The organism is Arthrobacter sp. GW460-12-1-14-TSB2 (assembly GCF_059423525.1).
Map to the genome: position 1 here is coordinate 12,408 of NZ_JBWKYC010000022.1, position 26,093 is coordinate 38,500.

21 protein-coding genes and 1 pseudogene are annotated in these 26,093 nt (G+C 67.2%); 11 read left to right on the forward strand and 11 right to left on the reverse strand.

Translation table 11 applies throughout. The annotated features are described in order from the left end of the window. The 3 genes and pseudogenes from AC07YR_RS20020 to AC07YR_RS20030 form a co-directional block, all read right to left on the reverse strand. A pseudogene (locus AC07YR_RS20020) lies at window positions 1-242 on the reverse strand (hypothetical protein); the annotation flags it as partial. Beyond that, complete coding sequence (locus AC07YR_RS20025; RefSeq protein ID WP_494735016.1) at window positions 239-1,375, reverse strand: FecCD family ABC transporter permease; 1,137 nt, start codon at window positions 1,373-1,375, stop codon at window positions 239-241. The pseudogene AC07YR_RS20020 and the gene AC07YR_RS20025, both read right to left, overlap by 4 nt. Before the next feature lie 9 nt (window positions 1,376-1,384). Next, window positions 1,385-2,506 (reverse strand): iron-siderophore ABC transporter substrate-binding protein, encoded by a 1,122-nt coding sequence (locus AC07YR_RS20030; RefSeq protein ID WP_494735017.1) that lies wholly within the window; start codon window positions 2,504-2,506, stop codon window positions 1,385-1,387. A gap of 253 nt (window positions 2,507-2,759) precedes the next feature. Between AC07YR_RS20030 and AC07YR_RS20035 the strand changes: the two genes are divergently transcribed. Both AC07YR_RS20035 and AC07YR_RS20040 read left to right on the forward strand, forming a co-directional pair. Then, window positions 2,760-4,712: an MFS transporter gene (locus AC07YR_RS20035; protein WP_494735018.1), complete on the forward strand. Its 1,953-nt coding sequence runs from the start codon at window positions 2,760-2,762 to the stop codon at window positions 4,710-4,712. Beyond that, window positions 4,709-5,254, forward strand: a complete 546-nt coding sequence (locus AC07YR_RS20040) for a TetR/AcrR family transcriptional regulator (RefSeq protein WP_494735019.1) — start codon at window positions 4,709-4,711, stop codon at window positions 5,252-5,254. The genes AC07YR_RS20035 and AC07YR_RS20040 overlap by 4 nt, the downstream gene beginning before the upstream one ends. 75 nt (window positions 5,255-5,329) lie before the next feature. Here AC07YR_RS20040 and AC07YR_RS20045 read toward each other — a convergent pair whose 3' ends face one another. From AC07YR_RS20045 to AC07YR_RS20055, 3 genes are read right to left on the reverse strand one after another with little or no spacing between them, the layout of a single operon-like run. Continuing rightward, window positions 5,330-8,803 carry an ATP-binding protein gene (locus tag AC07YR_RS20045; RefSeq protein ID WP_494735020.1) on the reverse strand — a complete coding sequence of 1,158 codons (3,474 nt, stop codon included), beginning with the start codon at window positions 8,801-8,803 and terminating at the stop codon, window positions 5,330-5,332. Beyond that, window positions 8,800-9,624, reverse strand: coding sequence for a DUF4194 domain-containing protein (locus tag AC07YR_RS20050; RefSeq protein WP_494735021.1), 825 nt, complete (start codon window positions 9,622-9,624; stop codon window positions 8,800-8,802). The genes AC07YR_RS20045 and AC07YR_RS20050 overlap by 4 nt, the downstream gene beginning before the upstream one ends. Window positions 9,625-9,626: 2 nt before the next feature. After that, on the reverse strand, window positions 9,627-11,075 hold the full coding sequence (locus AC07YR_RS20055; protein ID WP_436059070.1) for a DUF3375 family protein: 1,449 nt from the start codon (window positions 11,073-11,075) through the stop codon (window positions 9,627-9,629). A gap of 346 nt (window positions 11,076-11,421) precedes the next feature. On the opposite strand from AC07YR_RS20055, the gene AC07YR_RS20060 reads away from it, so the two are divergent. The 3 genes from AC07YR_RS20060 (at window position 11,422) to AC07YR_RS20070 (ending at window position 14,798) form a co-directional block, all read left to right on the forward strand. After that, complete coding sequence (locus AC07YR_RS20060; protein WP_055800530.1) at window positions 11,422-11,724, forward strand: hypothetical protein; 303 nt, start codon at window positions 11,422-11,424, stop codon at window positions 11,722-11,724. A 64-nt stretch (window positions 11,725-11,788) separates the two neighbouring features. Beyond that, window positions 11,789-13,774 (forward strand): acyl-CoA dehydrogenase family protein, encoded by a 1,986-nt coding sequence (locus tag AC07YR_RS20065; protein WP_494735022.1) that lies wholly within the window; start codon window positions 11,789-11,791, stop codon window positions 13,772-13,774. Between the two features lie 157 nt (window positions 13,775-13,931). Continuing rightward, window positions 13,932-14,798 (forward strand): TIGR04086 family membrane protein, encoded by an 867-nt coding sequence (locus AC07YR_RS20070; RefSeq protein WP_494735023.1) that lies wholly within the window; start codon window positions 13,932-13,934, stop codon window positions 14,796-14,798. On the opposite strand, the gene AC07YR_RS20075 is transcribed toward AC07YR_RS20070, so the two are convergent. After that, a complete protein-coding gene (locus AC07YR_RS20075) occupies window positions 14,795-15,196 on the reverse strand; it encodes a YchJ family protein (protein ID WP_494735024.1) in 402 nt (133 codons plus the stop codon). The genes AC07YR_RS20070 and AC07YR_RS20075 overlap by 4 nt on opposite strands. A 228-nt stretch (window positions 15,197-15,424) precedes the next feature. Between AC07YR_RS20075 and AC07YR_RS20080 the strand changes: the two genes are divergently transcribed. From AC07YR_RS20080 to AC07YR_RS20100, 5 genes are all read left to right on the forward strand, one after another. Further along, the gene (locus AC07YR_RS20080) at window positions 15,425-16,063 is read left to right on the forward strand and encodes a hypothetical protein (RefSeq protein WP_494735025.1); all 639 of its coding nucleotides are present in this window, start codon (window positions 15,425-15,427) and stop codon (window positions 16,061-16,063) included. Window positions 16,064-16,214: 151 nt separating this feature from the next. Next, window positions 16,215-17,288: an aldo/keto reductase gene (locus AC07YR_RS20085; protein ID WP_494735026.1), complete on the forward strand. Its 1,074-nt coding sequence runs from the start codon at window positions 16,215-16,217 to the stop codon at window positions 17,286-17,288. A 61-nt stretch (window positions 17,289-17,349) separates the two neighbouring features. Then, the gene (locus tag AC07YR_RS20090; protein WP_494735027.1) at window positions 17,350-18,354 is read left to right on the forward strand and encodes an aldo/keto reductase family protein; all 1,005 of its coding nucleotides are present in this window, start codon (window positions 17,350-17,352) and stop codon (window positions 18,352-18,354) included. A gap of 2 nt (window positions 18,355-18,356) precedes the next feature. Beyond that, complete coding sequence (locus tag AC07YR_RS20095) at window positions 18,357-19,259, forward strand: SDR family oxidoreductase (protein WP_494735028.1); 903 nt, start codon at window positions 18,357-18,359, stop codon at window positions 19,257-19,259. Window positions 19,260-19,374: 115 nt separating this feature from the next. Beyond that, complete coding sequence (locus AC07YR_RS20100; RefSeq protein ID WP_494735029.1) at window positions 19,375-20,484, forward strand: sulfite oxidase; 1,110 nt, start codon at window positions 19,375-19,377, stop codon at window positions 20,482-20,484. 30 nt (window positions 20,485-20,514) lie between these two features. On the opposite strand, the gene AC07YR_RS20105 is transcribed toward AC07YR_RS20100, so the two are convergent. The 4 genes from AC07YR_RS20105 to AC07YR_RS20120 form a co-directional block, all read right to left on the reverse strand. Further along, complete coding sequence (locus AC07YR_RS20105) at window positions 20,515-21,021, reverse strand: ribose-5-phosphate isomerase (protein ID WP_494735030.1); 507 nt, start codon at window positions 21,019-21,021, stop codon at window positions 20,515-20,517. Continuing rightward, window positions 21,018-22,814: a dihydroxyacetone kinase family protein gene (locus AC07YR_RS20110; RefSeq protein WP_494735031.1), complete on the reverse strand. Its 1,797-nt coding sequence runs from the start codon at window positions 22,812-22,814 to the stop codon at window positions 21,018-21,020. Before AC07YR_RS20110 ends, AC07YR_RS20105 begins: the two co-directional genes overlap by 4 nt. 31 nt (window positions 22,815-22,845) lie before the next feature. Next, a complete protein-coding gene (locus AC07YR_RS20115) occupies window positions 22,846-23,622 on the reverse strand; it encodes an SDR family NAD(P)-dependent oxidoreductase (RefSeq protein WP_494735032.1) in 777 nt (258 codons plus the stop codon). A gap of 100 nt (window positions 23,623-23,722) precedes the next feature. Beyond that, window positions 23,723-24,547: a sugar phosphate isomerase/epimerase family protein gene (locus tag AC07YR_RS20120; protein WP_494735033.1), complete on the reverse strand. Its 825-nt coding sequence runs from the start codon at window positions 24,545-24,547 to the stop codon at window positions 23,723-23,725. A 186-nt stretch (window positions 24,548-24,733) separates the two neighbouring features. Here AC07YR_RS20120 and AC07YR_RS20125 point away from each other — a divergent pair, with 186 nt between their 5' ends. Then, entirely contained in the window at window positions 24,734-26,071 is a 1,338-nt protein-coding gene (locus tag AC07YR_RS20125) for an MFS transporter (protein WP_055800494.1), read from the forward strand. Window positions 26,072-26,093: the final 22 nt, after the last annotated feature.

Below are 26,093 nucleotides of genomic sequence, written 5' to 3' on the forward strand. Positions count from 1 at the left end.
GTCCGGTTCAGCGCGGTCCGGTTCAGCGCGGTCCGGTTCAGCGCGGTCCGGTTCAGCGCGGTCCGGTTCAGCGCGGTCCGGTTCAGCGCGGTAGCGCGAACGGACAGATAACGCCCTGTTTTCGCGGTTTTGAGGGCATTATCTGCCCGTTCGCGCTCAGCACCGGGCCCAACACTCCGCTCGGAACTGGGGGCGTTGTCTCCCAGTTCGCGCCCCACGTGGGCGAGGTCCGATTTGCTCACAGTCCCGCCCCCTTCCCGCGGCGGACGAGCCACACAAAGACGGGGGCGCCCACGAGGGCCGTCATGATGCCCGCCGGGACTTCGCCGGGCAGCAGGACCACGCGGCCCAGGATGTCGGCGGAGAGTACGAGCACCGGGGCAAGAACAAGGGAAAAGGGCAGGATCCAGCGGTAGTCAGGGCCGGTGAGGAAGCGGACGGCGTGCGGAATGACGAGTCCCACGAACCCGATGGGCCCGGCGAGGGCGGTGGCGCCTCCGCAGAGCAGCACAATGCCCAGGGCAGTTACGCCGCGGACCAGGCCCACCCGCTGGCCGAGGCCGCGGGCGATGTCGTCGCCCAGGGCGAGGCTGTTGAGGACGCGGCCGGTAGCCAGCACGATGCCTGCGCCGAGAATAAGGAACGGCACGCCGGGCAGCACCACGGACCAGTCCCGGCCGGCGATTCCGCCCACCTGCCAGAACCGGAACCGGTCCAGGGTGTCCTGGCTCGAGACCAGGATGACGTTCATCAGCGAGTACAGGCCGGCGCTCAGGGCGGCGCCCGCGAGGGCGAGCTTAACCGGCGTCGCACCGTCCCGGCCCAGTGAAGCGACCAGGTAGACGACGGCGGCAGCTGCCGCGGCGCCGATGAACGCGAACCAGATGTAGCCGGTCAGCGAGGAGATTCCGAAAACGTAGATGCCGGTGACCACGGCCAAGGCGGCGCCGGCGTTGACCCCCATGATGCCGGGATCGGCCAGCGGATTGCGGGCCACGCCCTGCATCGCGGCGCCGGCCAGGCCGAGCGCACCTCCGGCCAGCAGGCCCAGGACAGTGCGCGGGATGCGCGCGTGCACCACCGCGTGGTCGCCGTTGCCGGGATCGAATTGCGTGAATGCCTGCCACACGGTTTCGAGGGGAAGGCCGCGGGCGCCGACGGCCAGCGATACTGCCGCGACAAGAACAAGTACGACGACGGCGGCCAGCAGCCAGGCGGCCTGCCGACCTGCAGCCCGAACGGGCACTTGCGGCCCTTTTCCGGCTGCAGCTTCGGCTGCTTGCGGGGCCTCAAGTGTCCGTTCGCGCTGGGCGGGGCGGCTGGAAGGTGAGCTTAGGTCATCGCGCTGTCCCGCCGTCGTCGTACTTGGTGTCATGGTGGGTGCTTACTTCACTTTGTCCGCTGCGCTGGCCAGTTGCGGCAGGAACGTGTCGAGCGACCACGGCAGGCTCAGGGGCGATGACGCCGAGATGGACAGCGTGAGCGTGTTGTCCGAGTCGGCAACCAGGGCGCCGCTCTTGACGGCCGGGATCTGGCCCAGCAGGGGGTCGGCCTTGATGGAATCAGTGGTGGCGGAGTCAGGAACCCAGGTCACGAAGATGTCCGATTCGAGCTCGTTGGCCTTCTCAGCGGACCACAGGATGAAGAACTCCTTGGATCCCTTCGAGTTCTCCTCCACAACCGGGGCCAGCTTCATGCCGATCTCCGACAGGAACCGCGGCCGGTTGTCTTTGGCCGTGTAGACATTGACGCCGTCGCTCTTGGCGGGCTCCAGGTTGCCGTAGATGAAGCTCTTGCCTTCAATCTGCGGGTACTTGGAGACCTTGTCCTTGATGGTGGCTTCGGTGTCCGACACCAGTTTGGTGGCCTCCGACTCCTTGCCCAGGGCCTTGCCGATGATGCTGGTGGAATCCTGCCAGGAGGTCCCATAGGCGATCTCGGGGTGGGCGACGACCGGCGCGATTTCGCTGAGCTTCTTGTAGTCCTCTTCCGTCAGGCCGGAGTAGGCGCCCAGGATGACGTCCGGGTTGAGCTTGGCAATCTCGGTGAAGTTGATGCCGTCGGCCTCGGAGAACTGGACCGGAGCCTTCCCGGTGCCGAAGCCCGCCCCCAGCTCCTCGAGCTTGGCGTCCTTCCACGGCGTGGAGCCCTTGTCATTGCCGCCCCATTCGTTCTTGGGGACGCCCACCGGCACAACGCCGAGGGCGAGTGCGACGTCGTCATTGACCCAGGAAACCGTGACGACCCGCTGCGGCTGCGACTCGATGGTTGTCTCACCGAAGACGTGCTTGATAGTGACGGGGAACTGCGAACTGGCGGACTGGCTGGCCGCTGCAGTACCGGTACCGGATGCCGCCGGACCGGTGGAGCAGGCGGTGAGCGAGAGCGCGGCCGCAGCCAGAACGGCGGTTGCCTTGCCGGCGGTCTTGAGCAGCACGCGGCGGGACGGGCCGGCGGCCAGGCCGCTGCGGCCGGCGCCGAGGCCGGAGAAGAGGGGGGAAGTCACGGAACTCCTTAGGTCAATGATGCGAACCTAAGTAAGGCTAGCCTATCCTTCTATGAATTAAGGAAGCTTTGCGTAACGTAATTGTCTCAATGATTGGGGGCGAGGAGATCATGCGGGCAAGACGCGGCCAATGTGAGCCGTCGCACCCCGAATTTTCTTGATGCGGAGGGGTGAACGGTGGTTCACTGGTATGAGAGTAAACGCGCGTTCACCCCCTTGTGGCCGCCTCACGCCCCGAAGGTTCCGCCTCCTCATGCCCCAAACACGCAGTAAATCCCTGTCCCCCGGCGCCATCACGGCCGTCCTCGCGCTGAGCGGAACCGTGGTGGCGCTGATGCAGACCCTCGTGGTGCCGCTCCTTCCGGACTTCCCGGGCATCCTCGGAGTGACCGCCGACGACGCCTCCTGGCTCGTCACCGCCACACTCCTGTCCAGCGCGGTGGCCACCCCCATCGTTTCCCGGAGTGCGGACATGTACGGGAAACGGAAGATGATGGTGATCTGCCTGGCCATCATGGTTGCCGGCTCCATCGTGGCCGCGGTTGGCGGAAGCTTCCTCTGGCTCATCGTCGGCCGGGCACTGCAGGGGTTCTCCTCGGCCTTGATCCCCGTGGGCATCAGCATCATGCGCGACGAACTGCCCAAGGAAAAGATGGGGTCCGCGGTCGCCCTGATGAGCGCCACGCTGGGCATCGGCAGCGCCCTGGGCCTCCCGCTCGCCGGGCTGCTCTACGAAAGCCTGGGCTGGGAATCCATCTTCTGGGTCTCCGCCGCAGCCGGCAGCCTGCTGCTCACCGCCGTCGTCCTGGCGGTCCCCGAATCGAAAGTGCGCACGCCGGGACGGTTCGATTACCTTGGCGCGGGGATTCTGTCCGCGGCGCTTGCGGCACTGCTGCTGGCCATCTCCAAGGGCGGGTCGTGGGGCTGGGGCTCCGAGCCGGTACTGCTGCTGTTCCTTGCCGCGGCTGTTCTCCTGGCCGCCTGGCTCCCGTACGAACTGAAGGTCAGCCAGCCGATGGTGGACCTCCGCACCTCCGGCAGGCGGCCCGTCCTCCTGACCAACCTGGCTTCCCTGCTGGTGGGTTTCGCCATGTTCGCCAACATGCTCCTGACCACCCAGCAGCTCCAGCTGCCCACCTCCACCGGCTACGGTTTCCAGCTGAGCGTGATCACGGCCGGCCTCTGCATGGTTCCGTCCGGCCTGGCCATGGTGGTTTTCGCTCCCGTTTCCGGCGGCATCATCCGCCGATTCGGCGGGAAGTCCGCGCTGATCGCGGGCGCCGCGGTCATGGTGGTGGGCTACGTGGGCCGCGTCTTCTTCTGGGACTCCATCGCCTCGGTGATCATCGGCTCCACGGTGGTCAGCATCGGCACGGCGATCGCCTACGCGGCGATGCCCACCCTGATCATGGGCGCCGTCCCCATCACCGAGACAGCCTCGGCCAACGGCCTCAACAGCCTGGTGCGGTCCATCGGAACGTCGACGTCGAGTGCTGCCGTTGCCGCCGTCCTCACCTCCGTGACCCTCACCGTGGGGTCCGCCCGGCTGCCGTCGTTCGAGGCATTCAAGGACGTCTTCTGGATGGCGGCCCTTGCCTCCACGGCCTCCATGGTGGCCGCGGTGTTCATTCCCCGGGCCGCGGCCGCCGCCACGGCAGCGCTTCCCGCACAGGCCGCCAACGAGCTTGTGGTGCAGGGACGCGTCCTGACGGCTGACCGCCGCCCCGTCGCTCCCGCCGTCGTCACCGTCCTCCAGACCAGCGGTGAACCGGTGGACTGGAGCCGGGTGGACAGTGACGGCAACTACTCTGTGGCGCTGCCCGGAGCGGGCACGTACCTGATGGTGGCCAACGCCGCAGGCTGGGCTCCGATGGCTGAGGTGTTCGATTTTGACGGCCGCACGCTCCAGCAGAATTTCCACCTCGAGGACCGCCTGGAGCTGGCCGGAACCGCGACCGTTGGAGGTGCCGTCCTTCCGGATGCGGTGGTGACCCTCCTGCAGGCCTCCGGCGAACATGTGGCAACAACCCGGACCGATTCCGAGGGCCGGTATTCCCTGCCGCTGCCCCTGGCCGGCCGCTACATCGTGACCTTGCTGCACCCTGCGACCCACCAGGCCATGGCCCGGAAACTGGCCGTGGACAACCGCTCCGTGACGGCGGACCTGACGATCGACGCTCCGGCCGGCCAGCTGGTGGACGCGTGAGCACCGCCGGGATTTCCAGCCGCGACGCCATCCTGGACTCTGCGGGGAGGCTGTTCGGCGAACGCGGCTACCGGGGCGTGACCGTCCGCGACATCGCCTCCGACGCCGGCGTTTCGGCAGCGCTGGTGATGAAGCTGCACGGTTCCAAGGAAAAACTGTTTGCCGCCGCCAAGCCCGACGAGTCGCTGCTGTCCGATCTCGACGTCCCGGCCGCCGAGCTGGGCGCCACGCTGGTGTTCCGGGTCCTCATGCGCCGGGAGCGCGGGCTGAAGGAACCGTGGGCCATGCTCCCGTTCACCATCCAGGACTCCCCCACGCCCGACGCCGCGCGGCTGGAAACACGCGAACGGTACCTCGCAGCCATGGCCGGGATTATGAAAGACACGACGCCGGACCGCCGCTACGCTTCCACGGTGGTGGCGCTGATGACCGGCTTCGGCGAGGCAGTGCGCACGCTTGGCATGTTCGACGGCTGGGACTTCGATGAGCTGGTGGCCCACTACGGGGCGATCGTCCAGGCCCAGATCGACGCCTGCCCGTAACGGACCGCACCGCCACCCGCCGCTTTCCCCCCGACGGGCGGGCCGGGTTGAGGTGCCGGGTCAGGCCGGGCGGGGTTAGCGCAGGACGATGTCCACCGGGTTCGCCTCGGACCTCCACTGGCCCTCGGCACCGGCCCGCGGCCCGATCACCGGAGACGTGAGCACGCCGGAGCGGTTGGTGCGCTTGTCCCGCAGGATTTCCGTCACGGAGCCGAGGTGCCGGGACAGATCGATCACGTTTTCCGGCGCCGCCAGCAGGAGCTGGAAGCCGAATTCGTGCAGCGCTTTGATGCCGGCCCCGGCGAATTCCTCCGAGGCCAGGACGAAGGCCTCGTCCATCATCACAGTGCCGTAGGTGGTGAAGCCCTGCTCGGCGATGCCCAACTGGTAGCTGAGGGCCGCGGCCATGATGAACGCCGTGAACCGCTGCCGCTCGCCGCCGGACATGGAGCCCGTGTCCGCGTGCATAAACACATCGGTCCGCTTGCCGCGCTTCTTGCCCGAGGCGGGGTCAACCACTTCGCGGTGTTCCTTGCACTGGATGAACAGGTGCCCGCGCACATCCAGCACCTCGGCCCGCCAGCGCCGGTCCTCCGGGGTCTGCGAACCCAAACGCTTCACGAGCGTTTCCAGCGACTTGTATCGGTTGGTGAGCTCGGCGTCGTCGTCCGTTTCAACTCCGGAAGCCGCAGCCGCCGCCCCCGCAACGCGCGAGGGACGCGTGTGCCGAATTTTCAGCGCGTTCTGGATGGCGTCCTTGAACTGCTTCGCGGTGGGCGGAAGCGTCTGCTTGATGTCGAGTTCCAGGAAGCTGCCCTCATGGAAATTGACCTCGGACAGGATGCCGTTCAGCGGCAGGATACGGCTGGTGATCGAGCGGCGTTCCTCATCCAGCAGGTGCAGCAGCGTGCTGAACGATTCGTGCGTGCGCTGGTTGAAGAACTGACGGAACTCGGCTTCCTGCGCGGGCAGGCCGTCGCTGACAATGGCGTGGTAGCGGGCCTCGAACTCCCCGGCGGCGCCGATGGACGTGCCGTGGTCCGCGGAAATCGCCGTGCCCCATTCACGCACAAAGCCCTCGAAAATGCGGGTGAGCCGCTCCGAGGTCGCCTGGCCGCGGGACTCGGCGGTGTGCAGCTCGGCAAGGAGCCGGGTCCGGACCTCGTTGGCCAGGTTGTCCAGCTCATGCATCTCGGCGACGTCGCCGAACGCGGAGAAGTACGGTTCCAGTGCCGTCACGGTGGACTCCGACGGCGGTGCCTGGCCCAGGCGCGTGCGCGCGGCTTCCAGCAGCGAATCCCCGGCGGTGAGCTGCCGGTCCAGCGCCTTGTATTCGCTCTGCAGGACAGCTGCGGCTTCCGTGCTGGCCTGGTGCTTCTGCCGGGCCACCTCGATGTTGGCCCGCAGCGGCTCCAGGTCAGCCTGCGCGGCGAGGGCATCCTTGAGGCGCTGCTCGATCTTGCCGAGTTCGTCCTCCGCCACTGCGGCGGAAACCTGCGCCCAGGGCCGGTGGTCCTCGGCGATCCGGCGCAGCGCGTCCAGCTGGCGGGTCATGCCCTGGTGCGACTCTTCGCGGCTTCGCGCGAGCTCGGCTGCCTTCGCGAGTTCCTGCTGCAGATCCTCCACCTGCGTCGCCACGAGTTCCAGTTTCGAGGCATTGTCGAAGCCGAGGACGTAGTCCTGCCTGCTGGTGAAGCGGTCGTCCTTCTCCACGGTGTGGCGGTTGCGCTTGACCACGCCGCCAAGGCTCAGGCCCTTGTCCAGCCTGGCCAGTTCATCCGGGTCCTCGACGCACGGGTACGCGAAGTCGACGGCGATCCGCTCACGGATCCACTGCCCGGCGTCGGCCGCCGGCCCCGTGGTGAGGATGTCCAGCTTGGTCAGCAGCTCGCCGTCGGCCACGTCCTCCACGGCCAGCGCACCTCCCGCCAACGGCTTGGACACGTCAATGGCGCGGAGTGCGCCGCGGACGGAGTGGTCGTTGAGGTAGCGGGTGACGGCCCCGAAGTGTTCACCGGGAACCAGCAGCGTGGTGGCCAGGTTCCGCAGCGCGCGCTCGGCGGCCGGCCGCCACCGTTCCTCGCCCTCGGCGAGGTCGATCAGCTCGCCGCCGAACGGCATCTGCTCTTCGGGCACGCCGGTCGCCGCGGCGATCGCGGTCCGGTTTTCAATGCTCGACGGCGGCAGCAGGGACTTGCGCGTCTTCAGCGAGACGAGCTCCTGCTGGGCCGCCGCAAGTTCACGTTTCTTCGTGGCGTGGCCGTCGAACGCCTCAAAGCGCAGCTCCTTCAGCGCCTCCGAGTCGCCCTGCAGTTCAGCCGAACGGGCGGCCGCGTGGGTGTGGGCCTGCTCCCAACCCTCCGCCGTCCACTCAAGGTCCAGTCCGGCCTCGGCCAGGGCCTGGCGCGCGGCTTCCTCGACCTGCTGGCGGAGCTTGAGCCCCACCCGGGCGTTTTCCAGCGACTGCTCGATCGCGGAGATGGCGTTGCCGCCCTGGTTGTTGTAGTCCGCTTCAAGCTGCCGCAGATCCTTGGCCAGGCCGTCCCGGACCGCACGCTCCGCGGCCAGCTCCCTGGCTTTTGCCTGGGCGAGGTCCTTGTACCGGACCAGGGTCTTCTCGTGGACCGTGACGGCCAGCTGCTGGTTGTAGGCATCGAACTCTTCGCCGGCCAGCTCCCGCAGGCGGTTCGCGTCCAGCAGGGACTGCGCGTATTCCTTGTTCAGGCCGGGCACCGGAGCAAGCTGGTCACGCTGCTGCCGCACATCCTCCAGCCGCTGCCGGATGGACATCAGGTTGCTGAATTCCTCGACGACGTCGTCCGCCGCGGCCAAGGTGGCCGGCGCATCGAGCACCTGGTCGCGGAAGAACGTGTTGACGCTGCCGCCCAGCCCTTTGCCGGCCTGGATCACGCGGAGCAGCGGCAACGCCTGGTCCGAGTTGATGCCCAGCAGCCGGCGGAATCGCTCGGCGAACGCCTTGTGCACGTCGAAGACCTGCGCGTCCGGAAAGATCATGTCCAGCGCGGCCTTGGTGAAGCGCTTCTCCGCAATGCCCTCGATTGCGGCGAGGTCCAGCGGCTTGTTGTCGATCAGGTAGAACCGCCCGACGCTCGACTCCGTGCCGTTTTTCGGCAGGTCGAACAGCGCCGACACCGTCACCTTCGTGCCCGCTGCGTTATCGAACGTCAGGGCGACGGCGGACCACGTGGCACCGGGGCGCTGGAAGGCACTGGCCGAGCCCTCGCCCACGGCCTTGTCGCCCACCTTGCCGCGCATGTACGTGAACGTGGTCCTCTTGTCCTCCACGGCACCGGAGCGCTGCGCCGCGGCCTCGTTGGAACGCGGCCGGGCATCGAACACGCGCAGCATTGCGTCGAACAGCGTCGACTTGCCGACGCCGGAGTTGCCCGTCAGCAGCGTGCCGTTGCGGTCCACATGCATGGTGTGGGCGCCGTGGAACGTGCCCCAGTTGACCACCTGAACGAGCGCGAGCCGCATCTGGCCCGGGTTGGTGAGCTCGCCCATCGGCAGCATGGTTGCGATGCTCACTTGGTGCTCCCTTCAGCGTCGTCCTCAGTGTCATCATCCGGGCTGGCGGGACTGTCACGGTCGAGCTCTATCAGCGCTTCCGTACCGGTGGGGTCTGCCGTGGCTGCTACCAGCGCTTCGATCTGGGCCGGGATGTCGCCGATGTTTTCGAAGGGGAGTGCCAGCGGGAGGGCGTTGGAGATGGTGTAGACGTCCTCGAGGCCGGTGGTGATGAGGAGCTGGCGGGCCAGGAGCTTGGTGATGGCGCGGTTGACGACGTCGGAGTCCCGCAGCGCGTCCTGCTGGCCGGACGGCTGGTAGTGGGCCACCAGCTCGGCGATTTCCTCTTTTGTGATGGTCGGATCCGTCTGCGCCGTGACGTGGCGGTCCAGCAGGAGCCTCAGGCGCAGCAGCACGATGGTCTCCACCCGGCTCAGCGCACGCTGCTGGCGGAGGATGCTGGAACGGGTGCTGCCGCCGATGGCGTCCGGATCCACCGGGCGCAGCACGGCCACCTTCCGTTCGTGGTCAAGCTGGAGCGTCAGGAAAAGCTCGGACAGGCGGCTGCGGAGGATCAGCTGGTTGTCCAGCAGCGTTGTCCACAGTTTCTCGTCCCGGCCGCCGTCGATGTACGGGCCCTTGAGCAGCTTCACCAAAGCCTGGCGGACCTTCATCGGCAGCACGCCCGTATCGCCCGGGAACAGTGCGGCGCCGTCCACGAAGGTATCCCGCGGGGTGACCGTAAACGGATCTGCATAGGTGTGTTCAGGCGCTGAGGGGGCTTCCGGGGTCTCAACGGGCTCGGCCACCGGGGCTGCCGTCGTCGTCATCTCTTCAGTCATCGTCAATCCTTTGTGAGCGTGACCACCGGCAGGAATGCCTTGCGGGTGGTGCCGTCTATCTGTTCGAAGTCGATGGCGTCCCAGCCGGCGCGGTCGAAGCCTGCGCCGTCGTGCAGCGCGTGGGACAGCAGGGCGCGGATGGAGTTGATGTGGCGTTCCTCCGGCGGAAGCTGCTCCCATGCCTCCGGCAGCGTGGCGGCCCCGGCGAGCGCGGCGCGGATGGCCGCCGGTTTGGCCTTCCCGGTGCGCGGCGAGCGCACGCGGTCCGAGTCGCTGAAGGCAATGGGATCGGCCAGCTTGGGCGGGGCTGCGAACTCGTCGGGGTCAAAGAGCTTGACCATGGACAAGGACTCGAAGCCGGCATTGAAGAGCACCGGTCCGGGCACCAGCCCAGGACGTTCCCGTTCGTACGGCAGCGAGCGGATTGCCTGTTCGGCTTCGCGGAGCACCTTCCGCAACCGGACGGATTGGCGGAAATCGTCACTCTGGACGTAGGTGTTGAGGCTTTCACTGAGCTTGCCGTAGATCCGCTGGATCTGGCTGTGCTGGGTGCGGAGTTCGGCCACCAGGTTCTTCAGCGTTTCGCGGTCCTCGTGGCTGAGGTCGTCCGCGAACTGGCGGCTGAGCACCTCTCCGATCGCGGAGCGGAACCGCAACTGCTGCTGCGGGTCCTCCAGGAACGCAGTGAAGGACCGGAACGTCCTTCCTTCGGGACTCTGCCGGAGCCGCTTGTCCGCCTCCAGCACCTGCGCCATGGTGGCGCCCTTGCTGAGGGATTCCTCGATGATCTGGTTGCGGAGCTCGCCCACCAGTTCCTCGATCCGGTCACGCATCTTCTTGTAGTCCGCCGGCAGGCTGGCTGCGAGGTCCAGGATGTTTCCGGCGGCCTCCACGGCCTCGTCGTCGTCCAGCAGTCCGTCGAAGTCGCCGGAGCTGATGTCCTCGATGAGCTGCTGCCGCTCCTCGATCTCGTCCTCGAGGGACTCCAGCCGGGCGGTCTGGTCCGGGTTCGTCTCATTGGCGAGCTTCTCGACGTCGCCCAGCAGAGTCCCCAGCCGGGAACCGTTCAGGGTGGAGCGTTCGCTGGAGAGGCTGTCCAGGAAGGCGAGGACGCGGGCCGCGGGCTCCGTGACTTCGTAGACGATCTGCCCGGACTGGTTGCGGCGGGTCAGGAAATTCTTGCGGGTCCATTCATCGCCGAAGGACTTCCCGTTGGCCACCCCGCCCAACCCCGGGTCCTGGCGGCGGAGCTGCTCGAGGAAGGCATCGACGTCGGCATGGAACTCTTCCAGCGGAAGCTGGGGACGGGTCCGGGTAAAGGATGCCTGCAGGACCGCGATGACCCACGGCGCGGACCGGGTGAGCGCCCATGCCGGTCCTTTGGTCAGGAGTTCGAGGTCCCGAAGCCGGGCATTGATCGCGTCCGCGGAGGACGGTGCGGATCGGGACACACACCCTCCTTCAGCTGCCACGGGACTCGTCGGGCAGCGGAAAACCCGAAAACTGCCAACTACAAGGTTAACGCAGTGCGCCCGGGAGCCGGCCCGGCGCTCGTTTCACCCCGTATCCGGCCCCCTGCGAATCCGCGCGGACCCCGGGGCACCTCCCGCGAAGCCGGTAGTGCTGTTACGTGTGTTACTGGTGGGGTTACAGTGACCGCGCCGTGACCTACGGACCGGTAGCATTTCGATCCCGTATCAACACCTGCGCCACGGCCGTCCGGGTCTGGTTGGGGGCGCCGTCCGCATCCTACGCTCGTGCTACTTGATCCAGCCAGGCAATGATGCAGGGGGAAACATGCAGTTCGATCTCAGCGCAGTAGAGACAGGCACTTTCGTGTTCATCGGAACGCTCGTGTTTGGCCTGCTGATTGTGGCATTCATGATGACGGCCGGCTTCCTGGCCATGGTGCTCGTGGGGTTGGGCCGCTTCGCGTGGTTCATCATTGCCGGCACCCTGCTGGGACTGGTGCACGGCATCAACCACCTCTGGGACCGGCTGGTGCACCACGCCTCCACGGTGGAGCTTCCCGGCGACTTTCAAGGGCAGCCTTCCCCTAGCACGGGAACCTACCCGCGGGTAGCATTGAGGGATAGCTGAAGGGTTCCCCACCCGAGGCGGACCCAGGGCTCGAGCCGGCCAACCCGGTTAGAGGAGATGCCCCGTGAGCTCTGCCACTGACAGTCCAGCCGCCGACGTTCCCGTCGCCCCCGACAAGATCGGGCCAGAGGCCACCGAAGCCGATGCCCGGGCCATTACGGAGGCCGCCCGGGAAACAGCCTGGGACCGGCCCAGCTTTGCCAAGGGCCTGTACCTGGGCAGCTTCGACCTCTCACTGATCCACCCCTGGCCCGAGGCCAGGACCGAGGACGTGGAACGCGGCGAAGAATTCATGGCCCGCCTCACCGCCTACTGCCGGACCATGTCCGGCCGCCTGATCGAGCGGGACGCCCGGATCCCGGACCAGTACCTCGCCGGCCTGGCCGAGCTGGGCGTGTTCGGCATGAAGATCCCGCGCGAGTACGGCGGCTTGGGCCTGTCCCTCGTGTACTACGGCCGGGCGCTGGCCCTGCTGGGTTCAGTGCATCCGAGCCTCGGGGCATTGCTCTCGGCCCACCAGTCCATCGGCGTCCCCGAGCCCGTCAAAGTGTTCGGCACCGCGGATCAGAAACAGGAATACCTTCCCCGCTGCGCCGCGGGCGCCATCACGGCGTTCCTGCTCACGGAGCCCGACGTCGGGAGCGACCCCGCCCGGATGGGCAGCACCGCCGTTCCCACGGACGACGGCGACGCTTACGTCTTGGACGGCGTAAAACTGTGGACCACCAATGGCGTGATCGCCGAACTGGTGGTGGTCATGGCGCTGGTGCCGCAACACACGGATTCCGACGGAAACGTCCACAAGGGCGGCATCAGCGCCTTCGTGGTGGAAATGGACTCCCCCGGAATCACGGTGGAAAACCGCAACGCCTTCATGGGGCTGCGCGGCATCGAGAACGGCGTGACCCGCTTCCACCAGGTCCGGGTGCCCGCGGCAAACCGGCTCGGCCGCGAAGGCCAGGGACTGAAGATCGCCCTCACCACCCTCAATACGGGCCGGCTTTCCATTCCGGCCCTCTGCGTGGCGTCCGGACGGTGGAGCCTGAAGATCGCCCGCGAGTGGTCCAACGCACGCACCCAGTGGGGACGGCCGGTGGGCAAGCACGAAGCTGTGGGCAAGAAAATCGCCTTCATCGCCGCGAGTGCCTTCGCACTGGACGCAGTCTTCGAACTGTCCGCCGAAATGGCCGACGCCGGCCAGAAGGACGTCCGGATCGAGGCCGCCCTCGCCAAGCTCTGGTCCACGGAGATCAGCTGCCGGATAGCCGACGAGCTGGTGCAGATCCGCGGCGGTCGCGGCTTTGAGACGGCGGATTCGCTCGAAGCCCGCGGCGAGCGCGCCGTGCCGGCGGAACAGCAGCTCCGTGACCTCCGGATCAACCGCATCTTCGAGGGTTCCTCGGAAATCATGAAGCTCCTGATTGCCCGCGAGGCCGTGGATGCCCACCTCGCGGCAGCCGGGGACCTTGCCTCCGCGGATGCCAGCCTGTCCGACAAGGCCAGGGCCGCCGTCGGCGCTTCCGGGTTCTACGCGAAGTGGCTGCCCAAACTGGTGGCGGGCGCCGGCATGGATCCGCGGTCCTACACCGAGTTCGGCAGGCTCGCCAAGCAACTGCGGTTTGTGGAGCGGTCCTCGCGGCGGCTCGCCCGGCAGACGTTCTACGGGATGGGCCGGTGGCAAGCCAAGCTCGAGCACAAGCAGGCGTTCCTGGGCCGGATCGTGGACATCGGCGCAGAGCTGTTCGCCATGGCCGCATGCTGCTCGCGCGCCGAAGGGATGCTCCACACCAACCCCGAGCGGGCCGCCACCGCCTACGAACTCGCCGAGGCATACTGCGAGCAGGCGCGGGTCCGCGTGGATGAGTACTTCGACCAGCTGTGGCGGAACACGGACGACGCCGACCGCGACCTGACGGAAAAGGTGCTCGCCGGTGACTACACCTGGCTGGAGGCCGGGGTCCTGGACCAGTCCGAAGGCACCGGACCGTGGATCGCCGATGCGTCTCCGCGGGCATCCGTGAAGGAGGACCTGCACCGCAAGTACCGCTGATTCCCGCCGATTTTCGACCCGCCGGAGATGCTAAGCACCCTTGCTACCACCGGCATGCCGTGGTTAGGTGGACGTAGGACCACCATGCACGTCTCCGCATAGCGGTGGCCGGCCCAAACAATGGGTACGGTCCAATCGATGGAAGCGAGAACGCCTGATGAGCAGCACAGTAGGACCCGAAGACAGACAGTCCCGCCGCGCCGCCCGCGGCGAGGGCGCCGACGGCATCGACGCCGGCAACCGCACGGATGGCAGCCGCGTAGAAAACAGCCGGGTGGAAAGCAGCCGGGTGGAAGACAGGCTTGAGGGCCGGCGCAGCCACGCTGACGCTCCCGGCGGCAGCCGTAATTTCGACGCCGGGACGGACTACGACGACGACACCCGGGCCTATGCGGTGCCGCCCGCGAGCGAGCACCCTCTCGCTGCCGACCCGAATGCTGCGACCCGCGAGACCGTGATTGCCCGCGAGAAGGAACAGTTCGGCGGGATCAAGATTGGCTCGGCTTTCTTTGGCTGGCTGGCCGCGACCGGAACGGCCGTCCTGCTGACCGCTTTGGTGGCAGCGGCCGGAACAGCGGTGGGGCTCGCTACCAGCACGGACGTCAACGAAGCGGTGAACCAGGCCTCCACTGACCAGACCGTGGGACTGGCAGGAATCATCGTACTGCTGGTGATCCTGTTCGTGGCCTACTACTGCGGCGGTTATGTGGCCGGCCGGATGGCACGCTTCAACGGGGCCAAGCAGGGATTCATGGTCTGGGTCTGGGCCGTGATCTTCGCAGTGCTGGTTGCGTTGCTGGCCATGATCGCCGGCGAGCGCTTCAACATCCTGGCCAATCTGAACAGCTTCCCGCGGATCCCCGTCAACGAAGGCCAGCTGACCACCACCGGGATTATCGCCGCCGTCGTGGTGGCTGTGGTGGCACTGATTGGCGCCGTAGTGGGCGGCCTGGCCGGCATGCGATTCCACCGCAAGGTGGACCGGGCCGGGTTCACTCCCGTTGAAGCTGACGCGGAGCGCTAGCTCCTGGCCTCGTTAAGCCCAACCTCGTTGAGGTAATACCAGCGCCGGTCAACACGCAGGAACTGGCTGGTTTCGTGGTGGATCCCCCGCTCGCCGTCGTGCCTGAAATAGGCCTTGAACTCGACGACCCCGTCCGAATCCAGGGGTCCGCCGCGGCGGGTGGAAACAATGTCCAGCCGGCGCCACTGCATGTCCGGGTCCAGTTCGAGTTCCGCCGGCCTGGTATCCGGGTGCCAGGTGCGGAGCAAGTAGGCGGCATCCTGGACCACAAAGGCGCTGTACCGGGAGCGCATCAGCTGCTCCGCCGTCGGGGCCTCGGCGTCGCCGCGGTGGAAGCGGCCGCAGCAGTCCGCGTACTGCTCACCGGACAGGCACGGGCAGTTTCCTGGAGGGGGCACAGGTGGTCCTTTTCGTGGATGGCTGGAGGGCGCCAGGTGGCTGTCTCCGACTATATGCCGCGACCTGCCGGAAACTGCGTTGTCATATCCGATAACAGCTTCGACACAACCCCCGAGCGGACCCCACTGCGGGCGTGTTGCCCAGCAAAAGTCCGTATTGTTAAGGGGTGCTTATCGCCGGGTGGTTACAGCCGGCACACAGGCGCTGCAGGCCGTAAGGAGAGGTAAATGGAAGATCCCACCACCATTGCCCTGAACCTGACCTTTTTTGGCACGCTCGGTGTGGCGTTCGTCATGTTCATCGGCCTCTTCCTGGTTTTCGTAGCCACACTGCTGCTTGCAGGGCTGGGCCGGCTGGTCGCCGTCACAGTCATGGCCTTGTTCGGCCGGCGTCCCGCCACGGTGACCCGTCCCGCCACGGTGACTCGTCCCGCCGGCTCGCCTCGTCCTTCCCCGGCGCCTCGCCCACAACCGAAGCTGCGAAGCTCGTCGGAAAAGCAGCCGCGCACAGGCAGCACCAGCCGCCGCGAGACTCCCGCCCTGGCCGAAGACTGGGCAGCCGCGGTGGCCCGGGCAGACGCCCGCGCCGCAGCCCGGGCCAAGGCCGCAGCTGCGCCCGAGGTGAAGGTCACCGTGCGCGATCTCCCCAGCCCGGACGCCCCGGTGGAAGAGGTCAGGGAGGTAGCGCCGCTGGTGGAATCCGCCACGGACCAGCACGCCACCGTCCGGCCCATACCGCGCTCCTTCGAGAAACCCCCGGGACCGGGGTCGATGGCCATGCTGGACACCGGTTCCCTGGTTTCCCTGGCCGGCCATCCGGGCGCCTTGAAGGGCACCCTGCCGGCTGAGCACCGCCGCGCCGGCTGATTCACAATTCGTCATTGACGCCCGCTGCGTTACTCCGGACGACGCAAGACTAAGAAGTGCTTCGCCGGAGCCCTCCGCCGGGCCGATTTTGTGTAGCCTCGTGACGATCCACAGCAATCAGCCGTGGGAGTCAGACGTGAGGAAACCGGGAATGAGCCTCAACCAGTTACGGGTGTTCGGGCGCAGCGGGACCCTGATCAGCCCGCTCACCTTGGGCACCATGAACTTCGGCGAGGGCGCACCGGCGGACCCTGTTGGCGCCGGCGGCACCGCCCAGGGCTATGCGCCCACCGGCGCCGAAGAAAGCATCCGCATCATCAACGCCGCGCTGGATGCCGGCATCACCGCGGTGGACACCGCGGACGTCTATTCGCAGGGCCAGAGCGAGCAAGTAGTGGGCCGCGCCCTCAAGGGCCGCCGGGACGACGTCTTCATCGCCACCAAATTCCACGGCCAGATGAGTGCCAACCCCGCCCACTCGGGCAACTCAAGGCGCTGGATCATGCAGGCAGTGGAGGGCAGCCTCCGCCGCCTCCAGACGGACCGGATCGACCTCTACCAGGCGCACCGTCCGGACTACAACACGGATGTCCTGGAAACCATCACGGCGCTGAACGACCTCATCCGGCAGGGCAAGATCCTCTACTACGGAACCTCCGTGTTCACCCCGGCGCAGCTCGTGGAGGCCCAGTGGCTGGCCACCACCAACCACCTCATTCCGCCGGTGGCCAACCAGGTCCCCTATTCGATGCTGGTCCGCGGCACCGAACGCGATGTCCTCCCGATCGCCCAGCAGTACGGCCTGGGTGTGCTGGCTTACGGTCCGCTGGCCGGCGGCTGGCTGTCCGGGAGTTTTGTCCTGGACGCCGGGAAACCGCCCACACGGGTCCACTCCCTTCCCGGCCGGTACGACATTTCCGGCCCCGCAAGCGAGCGCAAGCTGCTCGCCGCAGATTCCCTGGCCCGCCTGGCCGACAAGCTGGAACTGCCCCTGGTGGACCTCGCGGTCGGATTCGCCCTGAACCATCCTGCCGTCAGCAGCGTGATCGTTGGCCCGCGGAGCGAGGAACATCTGCGCGCGTACCTGAAAGCCGCTGACACGGTACTTGACGAAGCCGTGCTGGACGCGATTGATGATCTGGTGCCGCCCGGCACCAACTTCGTGGAGCGCGACGCCGGCGCCGTGGTCCCCTCCCTGGAATATGCGGAACTGCGCCGGCGGTAAACCGCAGGTCCGTTGCGGAAAGCCCTTACCCTGAGCAACCAAGTGGACTACGGTAAACACCATGGAATTCAGATACCTCGGTAACAGCGGCTTCAAGATCTCCGAAATCACCTTCGGCAACTGGCTCACGCACGGCTCCCAGGTGGAGAACGAAGTGGCCACCCAGTGCGTGCGGGCGGCGCTGGACGCGGGAATCAGTACCTTCGACACCGCTGACGTCTACGCCAACACGGCGGCGGAGAAAGTGCTGGGCGAAGCGTTGAAGGACGAGCGCCGCGAGTCCCTGGAGATCTTTACCAAGGTGTTCGGCCCCACGGGGCCCAAGGGCCACAACGATGTGGGGCTCTCCCGAAAGCACATCATGGAATCCATCAACGGTTCCCTGACGCGCCTCCAGACCGACTACGTGGACCTGTACCAGGCGCACCGCTACGACTATGAGACGCCGCTGGAAGAGACCATGCAGGCGTTTGCGGACATTGTCCGGCAGGGCAAGGCACTGTACATCGGCGTCAGCGAATGGACGGCGGACCAGATCCGGGACGGGCACGCCCTGTCAAAGGACCTGGGATTCCAGCTGATCTCCAACCAGCCGCAGTACTCCATGCTGTGGCGGGTCATCGAAGCCGAAGTGGTCCCGACGTCCGAAGAGCTTGGCCTCTCCCAGATTGTCTGGTCCCCCATCGCCCAGGGTGTGCTGAGCGGTAAGTACCGGCCGGGGAAGCCGGCCCCGGAGGGAAGCCGCGCCACGGACACCAAGGGCGGCGCCAGGATGATCGAACGCTGGATGTCCGACGAAGTGCTCACCGGCGTCCAGCACCTCAAGCCGATCGCAGCCGAAGCCGGGCTCACCATGGCCCAGCTGAGCATCGCGTGGGTGCTGCAGAACAAGAACGTTGCCTCCGCCATCATGGGCGCGTCCCGTCCGGAGCAGATTGCCGGCAACGTGGCGGCCGCCGGCGTGAAGCTGGACCAGGCCATCATGGACAAGATCGATGACGTTATCGGAGCCCTGGCCGAACGCGACCCCGCCCAGACCAAGTCGCCTGCGTCCCGGGAGGCCTAGCCGTGGCTGCCGGGGAAAGCAGCGCGGACCGGGGGACGGCCAGGCCGACGACCGAAGCCCTGCCCGCCCTCGCCGTCACCGGTTCCACCGGCCAGCTCGGCGGACTCGTCGCCAGGATCCTCGCCGACGCCGGGCTGCCGCAGCGGCTGCTGGTGCGCGACGCCGCCCGGGCGCCTGACCTTCCGGGCGCGGTTCCGGTGGTGTCCACGTATGCGGACCCGGAGCTGGCGACGTCCTCGCTTGCGGGAGTGAAGACCCTCTTTATGGTGTCCGCGTCCGAGGCCGAGGACAGGCTCCAGACGCATTTCGCGTTCGTGGATGCTGCTGCCGGGGCCGGCGTGGAGCACATCGTCTACACGTCCTTTTTCGGGGCTTCCGCCGACTGCACGTTCACGCTGGGCCGGGACCACTACGCCACTGAGGAACGGATCAAGGCCTCGGGGATGAACTACACGTTCCTGCGGGACAACTTCTACCTCGACTTCCTGCCCCTTCTCGCCGGCGAAGACGGTGTCATCCGTGGCCCGGCGGACGGCGGTGTGATGGCGGCCGTCACCCGCGGGGACGTCGCCCGGTGCGCCATCGCGGTGCTGGGTGATCCGGCGGTACACGTGGGCCAGACCTACAGCCTGACCGGCCCCGAGGACATTTCCCTGCAGCGGGCCGCGGAGCTCCTCACTGCAGGCACCGGACGGACCATCACTTTCCTCAATGAAACCGTGGAGGAAGCCTATGCTTCCCGGGCATCCTACGGCGCCCCGGCCTGGCAGCTCGACGCCTGGGTGAGCACGTACACGGCCATCGCCAACGGCGAACTGGCCGGCCCGACGTCGGACGTTCGCGGCCTCACGGGCAGGGAACCCCAGGGACTCACGGACTTCCTCAAAGAGGCGCATCACCTCTAGGAGTCCTGCTTGACGGACCGGCGGCGGCGGCGTAGACCTGTGAACACGGGCACCGCCGGCCACGCGGAATCCGCCCGACCCGAAGAAGCGGCCCCACCCGAAGAAGAACAGTGCCATGACGAAGCAGATTTCCCGGCGCCGTCAGTCCGTTAAGCCCACGGCGCATGCAGGAGAACCTACGCACGGCCCGCTCACCGCAGAGGAACTGCAGCTGGCGGTCCGGAACCATTCGATGCCGCTGGAGGCCCTGCGGGAAGACACCACCCCGCCGGGCCTGCACTACGTCCTGACCCATTTCGACATCCCGTTCATCGACGCGGACGCCTGGCACCTTCGGATCGGCGGTGCCGTGCAGCGCGCCGTCGAGATCAGCCTGCGCGCCCTCCGCCGGGACCCCGCCATCAGCATCCCGGTCACGCTGGAGTGCGCCGGTAACGGACGCTCGCTCCTGCATCCGCGGCCGATGAGCCAGCCGTGGCGGCTCGAGGGCGTGGGCACCGCCGAGTGGACAGGGGTTCCGCTCGCGTTCCTGCTGGCCCAGGCCGGAGTTGACGACGACGCCGTCGAAGTCGTCTTCACCGGCGCCGACGCCGGCATCCAGGGCGGAGTCCGGCAGAAGTATGCGCGAAGCCTGCCGATCAAGGAAGCGATGCGCCCCGACGTCGTCCTGGCGTACGAGATGAACGGCCGCGAGCTGCCGCCGCAGCACGGCTACCCGCTGCGGCTCGTGGTCCCGGGCTGGTACGGCATGGCCAGCGTGAAGTGGCTGGAGTCCATTCAGGTGGTGACCCACCCCTTCGAGGGATTCCAGCAGGCGGTGTCCTACCGCTACCAGCAGGACGCGGACGACGCCGGCACTCCGGTTTCGCGGATCAGGGTCCGTTCGCTGATGATTCCGCCGGGCATCCCGGACTTCTACACCCGCAGCAGGGTCCTGTCCCCGGGACCGGTGATGCTCCAGGGCAGGGCCTGGTCCGGCCAAGGCTCCGTGGTCCGCGTGGAGGTGGGGATCGACGGGAAGTGGGTGCCCGCGCATCTCGGGCACCCGGCCGGGCCGTTTGCGTGGTGCGAATGGACGTTGCCGTGGGTGGCGGACCGGGGCGAGCATGAGCTCGCCTGCCGGGCCACCGACGCCACCGGGCTAACTCAGCCGCTGGAGCAGGCCTGGAACTACCAGGGCATGGGGAACAACGTGGTGCAGCGCGTCAAGGTGAGCGTCGAGTAGCCGCCGCTGCCCGGTCCCCGGACAGCGGGGTCAGCAGCCTTCGAAATCCGTCAGCACCTTCACTTTGGACGCCGAGGCGGACGAGGGGTCGAAGGTGTAGCCGAGCCATTCCCGGGCCAGCCTGCGGGCGAGTTCCAGGCCCACCACACGCTGGCCCATGGTGAGCACCTGGCAGTCGTTGGAGAGCACCGAGCGCTCCACCGAGAACGAGTCGTGGGCCGTGGCTGCCCTGATCCCGTCCACCTTGTTCGCGGCGATGGCCACGCCGATTCCGGTCCCGCAGAACAGGATGGCCCGGTCCGCGCGGCCTTCCTTGATCATCTCCCCTGCCGCGATCCCCACGTACGGGTACGGCGTGGTGAACTGCTCGGGGGCATCGCTGCGGTTGACGCCGATATCGATGATTTCGCTGACCCGGGGATCGTTGCGCAGGTCCGCCGCGATCCTGTCCTTGTAGTCCACGCCGGCTTCGTCGGCGCCCAGGATGAGTCGTATGCCCACGGCCTGTCCTTCCCCTGCAGTTGCGGGATGTGTCATGACGGTGTTCCTGCGGGCTGGCGGGCTGCCGGTCCTGCCGTTTCGGCTGCAGCCGGCGCGGCGAGGCCGGTAAGGTGCGGGCCCATGACGGTGAAGATCATGGCCAGGGACGTGGCCCCGGGGTCCGCGGTGCCTATGCTCTTTTCGGCGAGCGGCCGGGCGCGGCCCTTGAGCGGACGCAGCGAAGCGGTGGCCTCCGCCGCCGCGGTGGACACGGCGGCCGCTTCGGCCCACGCCGTTGCAGCAGGCTGCCCGCCATTCTGGCTGCCGTCAGCCAGCAGCCGGCTGAACGTCTCTGCGAAGGGCAGCAGGGAGTCCACCATGGTCTTGTCCCCGATTTCCGCCTTGCCGAGGCCGGTGATCCTGGCAGCGAACGCACTGACGGCAGCGGCTAATTCCGAAGGTCCGGGAGACAGCTGGTTGCCGAGTGTTTCGCCGAAGGACCTCAGCCCGGCACCCCACAGCACGCCGGAGGTTCCGCCGGCTTTATCCGCCCACGCATCCCCGGCGGCGGCCAGGACGGCTCCCGCGCCGGCGCCGCGGGCAGCGGCATCCGCCGCCGCGGCCGTGGCCGCGTCGATGCCGCGGACCATGCCGCGGCCGTGGTCTCCATCGCCGGCCACGGCATCCATGTCCCCGAGGCGCGCTTCGGCGCCGTGCAGGGAGTCCCGGGCGGCAGCGAGGGCTGCGAGGCAGTTTGCCGCGTAGCCGCGCGACTCTTCGGTTGCGTCGAAAGCATCGGGTGCGGCGGCGCCGTCGGACTCTTCCTCTGCCGAGGCATCACCGGACTGGAGGGCCGCGTTACCCCTGCGGTAAGCCGGTGTTTCGGCTGGCGCGGTCCAGAGCGGCTCAAGTTCGTCGTCCAGCCAGGTGATGGTGAGGGAGACGCCGGACATGTCCAGGCTGGTGACCAGCTCGCCCACTTCCGGCATCACCAGCGTGTAGCCCGCGGCGCGGAGCAGCGGGGCAATGGTGAGCCAGAGGACAAAGAGTTCCTCATGCTTGGTGGCACCGAGGCCGTTGAGGATGACGGCGATGCGGTCGCCAGCGCCGTGCGGGGTCTCGGCCAGCAACCGGGAGACGAATTCCTGGCCCAGCTCCTTGGCGGGCGGCAGCTCGGTGTCGAACAGGCCGGGCTCGCCGTGGATGCCCAGGCCCAGGCCCATCTGCCGGTCCTTGAGGGTGAACAGCGGGGTTTCGGCGCCCGGGAAGGTGCAGCCGTGGAAGGCGCTGCCGATGGTGCGGGTCAGGCTGTTGGCTTTGCGGCCAAGGCGCACGACGTCGGCCAGGTCCGCGCCGGCTTCGGCCGCCGCACCCATGATCTTGAAGACGGTGAAGTCGCCCGCGATGCCGCGGCGTTTCTCCGATTCCGACGGCGGGGCGCTGGCAACGTCATCCGTCACCAGGACATTTTCCACCTGGATCCCCTCCGAAGCGAGCCGCTCGCTCGCCATGCCGAAATTCAGCACATCCCCGGCGTAATTGCCGTAGGTGAACACCACTCCGGCGCCGGACTCCGCGGCCTTGGCCACGGCATAGGCCTGCTGCGCGGAAGGCGAGGTGAAGATGTTGCCCACCACGGCGCCGTCGGCCAGTCCGGTGCCGATCAGACCGGCGAAGGCCGGGTAGTGGCCCGACCCGCCGCCCGCGAGGACAGCCACTTTGGGCTTGGCGGGGCGGCGCCGGCGCACGGCCCCGCCGGTTACCTGGCGGACCAGGTCGGCGTGGACGTCGCAGAACCCGGCGAGGGCTTCCTCTGCAAAGTCGGAGGGATCGTTGAAAATTCTGGTCATGGCGGGCTCTCTACCTTTGGCGGGACGGCTGCTAGTGGATGTGGCTTCCGCCGTTGATGTCGATGGTGGTTCCGGTCAGGTAGGCCGATTCCTCGGAGGACAGGAAGGTGATGACGGCGGCGATTTCCTCGGTGGTGGCGTTCCGGCCCAGCGGGATGCCGGCGTTGATGGCGGCTTCCTGTTCCTCGGTGCTGCCCACGCGGATGTTGGTGTCCACTGCGCCCGGGGTGATGGCGTTGACGGTCACCCCGGTGGCGCCGATTTCACGGGCCAGGGCCTTGGTGAAGCCGAGGATGGCGGCCTTGGCGGCGGAGTAGGGGACCTTGCCGAAAACACCGCCGCCGCGCTGCGCGGAAACGGAGGACATGTTGACGATCCGGCCCCAGCCGGCCTCGATCATGTCCGGCAGGAACGCCTTGGTGACGAGGTAGGTGCCGGTGGCGTTCACGTCCATGACTTTGTGCCAGAGGTCCAGGGTGGTTTCAAGGAACGGCACCGGGGAAGTGATGCCGGCGATGTTGGCCAGGGCGCCAACCGGGGGAAGATTGCCGGCGCTCACTTCTGCCTTGACGGCGGCGTAGGCGGCGTTGACGGAGCCCTCATTGGCGACGTCAATCTCGTGGCCGTATGCCGGGACGTTGAATTCGTTGCCGATGTCGGCGGCGACCTTGGCGGACTTCTCGCCGTCGAGGTCCAGGATCACCACTCCCCAGCCCTGGCTGGCGTAGCGGCGTGCGGTGGTGATGCCGATGCCGCGGTCCGAGGTGGCCCCGGTGAGGACGGCGGTGCGCTGGATGGTGGTAGTCATGATGCTCCTTAGTTGGTGTGTTGTGCCTGGTGATGGGATCGGTTGCTCCATAAGCGCCGTTTTGAGCGGTCAAAAGGGCCGTTACGGAGCAATCGACGGGTCAGATGAGGTCGGTGATGAAGCTGGCCGCTTTGGCAGCGGCGGCGGGGCGTTCGTCGTGCGTGACATCCCGGGTTTCCAGTTCGAGCGAAAAGTGGCCGGCATAGCCGCGGCCGGCAAGCGCGCGCAGCCCGGCGGCGAAGTCCGCCTGGCCGTTGCCGATGCTGAGGTTGATGTTTCCCGGCACGGCATCGCGGAGGTGGACGTGGGCAATTCGGCCGTCGTGCCGGTCAAGGTATTCGAGCGGGTCCTCGCCGGCCGCAACGATGTGGCTGAAGTCCATGACAATTCCGACGCCGGAACCTGCCAGCCGCTGCGCCAGCAGTTCCGCGCGCTCCAGGTTCCAGCAGAACCTCAGGAAGTGCAGGGATTCGGTCCAGAGTTCGACGCCGAATTCGGCGGCGCGCTGCCCGGCATGGATGAGCGAGGCGGCGATCGTGTCCAGATCTTCGTCCACGCTCCGGACGGGGTCGTGGCCCAGGGCGCCGCACGGAAGGACTAGCGCCTTGGCACCGGTGTTGGCCGTGAGCGTGAGCAGGGCTTCCAGGTGCCGTTCGCGCGCAGCCTGCTGGAGGGCGTCGAGCACTGCATTGAGGTCCCCGATATCCCCGTTGACCGAGCGGACCCGCAGCCCTGAGGCCAGAACGTCAGCGGTAACTGCCTCGACGGCGTCCCCGTCCAGTTCATACGGGACGTGGTCGCACACGCCGGGAAGCGCACCAAGGTCGATTTCGTCGAAGCCCAAGGAGCTGATGGTCCGCAGGGCGGTGCGCAGGTCCTGATGGCGGAAGCTGATGGACGAGCAGCCGAGGCGGGAATTGAACATCGTCGTTGATCCTCTGGATGAGCGGGGGTGATGTGTATCACTGTAGGCCGTTTCATTGTCAACAGTCAACCTCCAACATTGACTGTTGACATTGAAGCATGACCGGGGTCACACTGGCATATCATTTGTTAACAGTCGACAGCGGCGGTGCGGAAGCGTTCCCCGCTCTTCGAAAGGGATTCAGCAATGAGCAACGAAGCTCTGAAAATGCGCGGCCATGTGCATGGCACCAAGGACGCGAAGCGCGTCGCCATCGGATCCGGCGTCGGCGCCGTCATCGAGACTTATGACTTCATCGGCTTCGGCACCGCCGCCGCGCTGTACTTCGGGACGGCATTCTTCCCCACCGGCGACCCGGTCACCGGAACGCTGGCAGCCTTCGCCACTCTGGGCGTCGGCTTCGCAGCCCGCCCCATCGGCGGCGTCATCGGCGGCCACCTCGGCGACAAGGTGGGCCGCAAGCCCGTCCTGGTGGCGTCCCTGATCCTCATGGGCGTGGCCACGTTCCTCATCGGCCTCCTGCCCACCTACGAGCAGGTCGGCCTGCTGGCGCCCGCACTGCTGGTCTTTGTCCGCATTGTCCAGGGCCTCGCCTTCGGCGCTGAATGGGGCGGCGCCATCCTGATGAGCTACGAACACGCACCCTGGAAATCCAAGGGCAAGTACACGGGCATCGTGCAGGCCGGCTTCCCCGTGGGCCTGCTCCTGGCCAACCTCGTCTTCCTGGTCAGCGTGAACCTGGGCGGCGAACTCGCCTGGCGCGTTCCGTTCCTTGCCAGCATCGTGCTCGTCGCCGTCGGCCTGATCATCCGCTCCAAGGTCCCGGAATCCCCCGTCTTCGACGAGGTCAAGGAGAGCGGCTCCATCGTCAAGTCGCCGATCATCGAGGTCATCAAGACGGACTGGCGCAGCATCGTCCGCGGCATCGGCCTCCGCATCGCCGAAACCGCCGGCTACGCCGTATCCATCACCTACATGATTTCCTACCTGCACACCCAGCACCTGGCGGATAAGACCCAGACGCTCGTTGCCCTCTGCATCGCCTCCGCCATTGGCATCTTTGCCACCATGGCCTGGGCACGGCTCACTGACAGGATCGGCCGCCGGCCCCTGTACATCTGGTCCACTGCCTTCGCACTCCTGTTCGGCATCCCCATGTTCCTGCTGGTCAACACCGGAATGTTCATCTTCATCATCGCCACCATCGTCATTTCCTACGCGGTCTGCCAGAACTCCCTGGCCGGCGCCCAGGGTCCGTGGTTCCCCGAACTGTTCCAGGCCAAGACGCGCTCCTCCGGAGCCTCACTGGCCTACCAGATCTCCGCCATGGTCTCCGGATTCACGCCTTTCGTCACCACCCTGCTGTTCGTTGCCCTTGGCTGGATGGGCCCCGCCCTTCTCTTCAGCTTCTACGCCGCCATCGGTCTCTGGGCCGCCCTCGTGACCCGGGAAACCTGGGGCAAGCGCGAACGGCAGCTGGCAGATGAGGCCACCAAAAGCACCCCCCAGGCAGTGAACGCCTGATGACCGCCACGGAAGAAGCCCG

What these genes read in the sequence shown, in the direction of transcription:
- AC07YR_RS20025 (WP_494735016.1), bottom strand. Translation starts at nt 1,375, where the DNA reads ATGACACCAAGTACGACGACGGCGGGACAGCGCGATGACCTAAGCTCA.
- AC07YR_RS20035 (WP_494735018.1), top strand. Translation starts at nt 2,760, where the DNA reads ATGCCCCAAACACGCAGTAAATCCCTGTCCCCCGGCGCCATCACGGCC.
- AC07YR_RS20050 (WP_494735021.1), bottom strand. Translation starts at nt 9,624, where the DNA reads ATGACTGAAGAGATGACGACGACGGCAGCCCCGGTGGCCGAGCCCGTT.
- AC07YR_RS20060 (WP_055800530.1), top strand. Translation starts at nt 11,422, where the DNA reads ATGCAGTTCGATCTCAGCGCAGTAGAGACAGGCACTTTCGTGTTCATC.
- AC07YR_RS20070 (WP_494735023.1), top strand. Translation starts at nt 13,932, where the DNA reads ATGAGCAGCACAGTAGGACCCGAAGACAGACAGTCCCGCCGCGCCGCC.
- AC07YR_RS20080 (WP_494735025.1), top strand. Translation starts at nt 15,425, where the DNA reads ATGGAAGATCCCACCACCATTGCCCTGAACCTGACCTTTTTTGGCACG.
- AC07YR_RS20085 (WP_494735026.1), top strand. Translation starts at nt 16,215, where the DNA reads ATGAGCCTCAACCAGTTACGGGTGTTCGGGCGCAGCGGGACCCTGATC.
- AC07YR_RS20090 (WP_494735027.1), top strand. Translation starts at nt 17,350, where the DNA reads ATGGAATTCAGATACCTCGGTAACAGCGGCTTCAAGATCTCCGAAATC.
- AC07YR_RS20100 (WP_494735029.1), top strand. Translation starts at nt 19,375, where the DNA reads ATGACGAAGCAGATTTCCCGGCGCCGTCAGTCCGTTAAGCCCACGGCG.
- AC07YR_RS20105 (WP_494735030.1), bottom strand. Translation starts at nt 21,021, where the DNA reads ATGACACATCCCGCAACTGCAGGGGAAGGACAGGCCGTGGGCATACGA.
- AC07YR_RS20110 (WP_494735031.1), bottom strand. Translation starts at nt 22,814, where the DNA reads ATGACCAGAATTTTCAACGATCCCTCCGACTTTGCAGAGGAAGCCCTC.
- AC07YR_RS20115 (WP_494735032.1), bottom strand. Translation starts at nt 23,622, where the DNA reads ATGACTACCACCATCCAGCGCACCGCCGTCCTCACCGGGGCCACCTCG.
- AC07YR_RS20120 (WP_494735033.1), bottom strand. Translation starts at nt 24,547, where the DNA reads ATGTTCAATTCCCGCCTCGGCTGCTCGTCCATCAGCTTCCGCCATCAG.
- AC07YR_RS20125 (WP_055800494.1), top strand. Translation starts at nt 24,734, where the DNA reads ATGAGCAACGAAGCTCTGAAAATGCGCGGCCATGTGCATGGCACCAAG.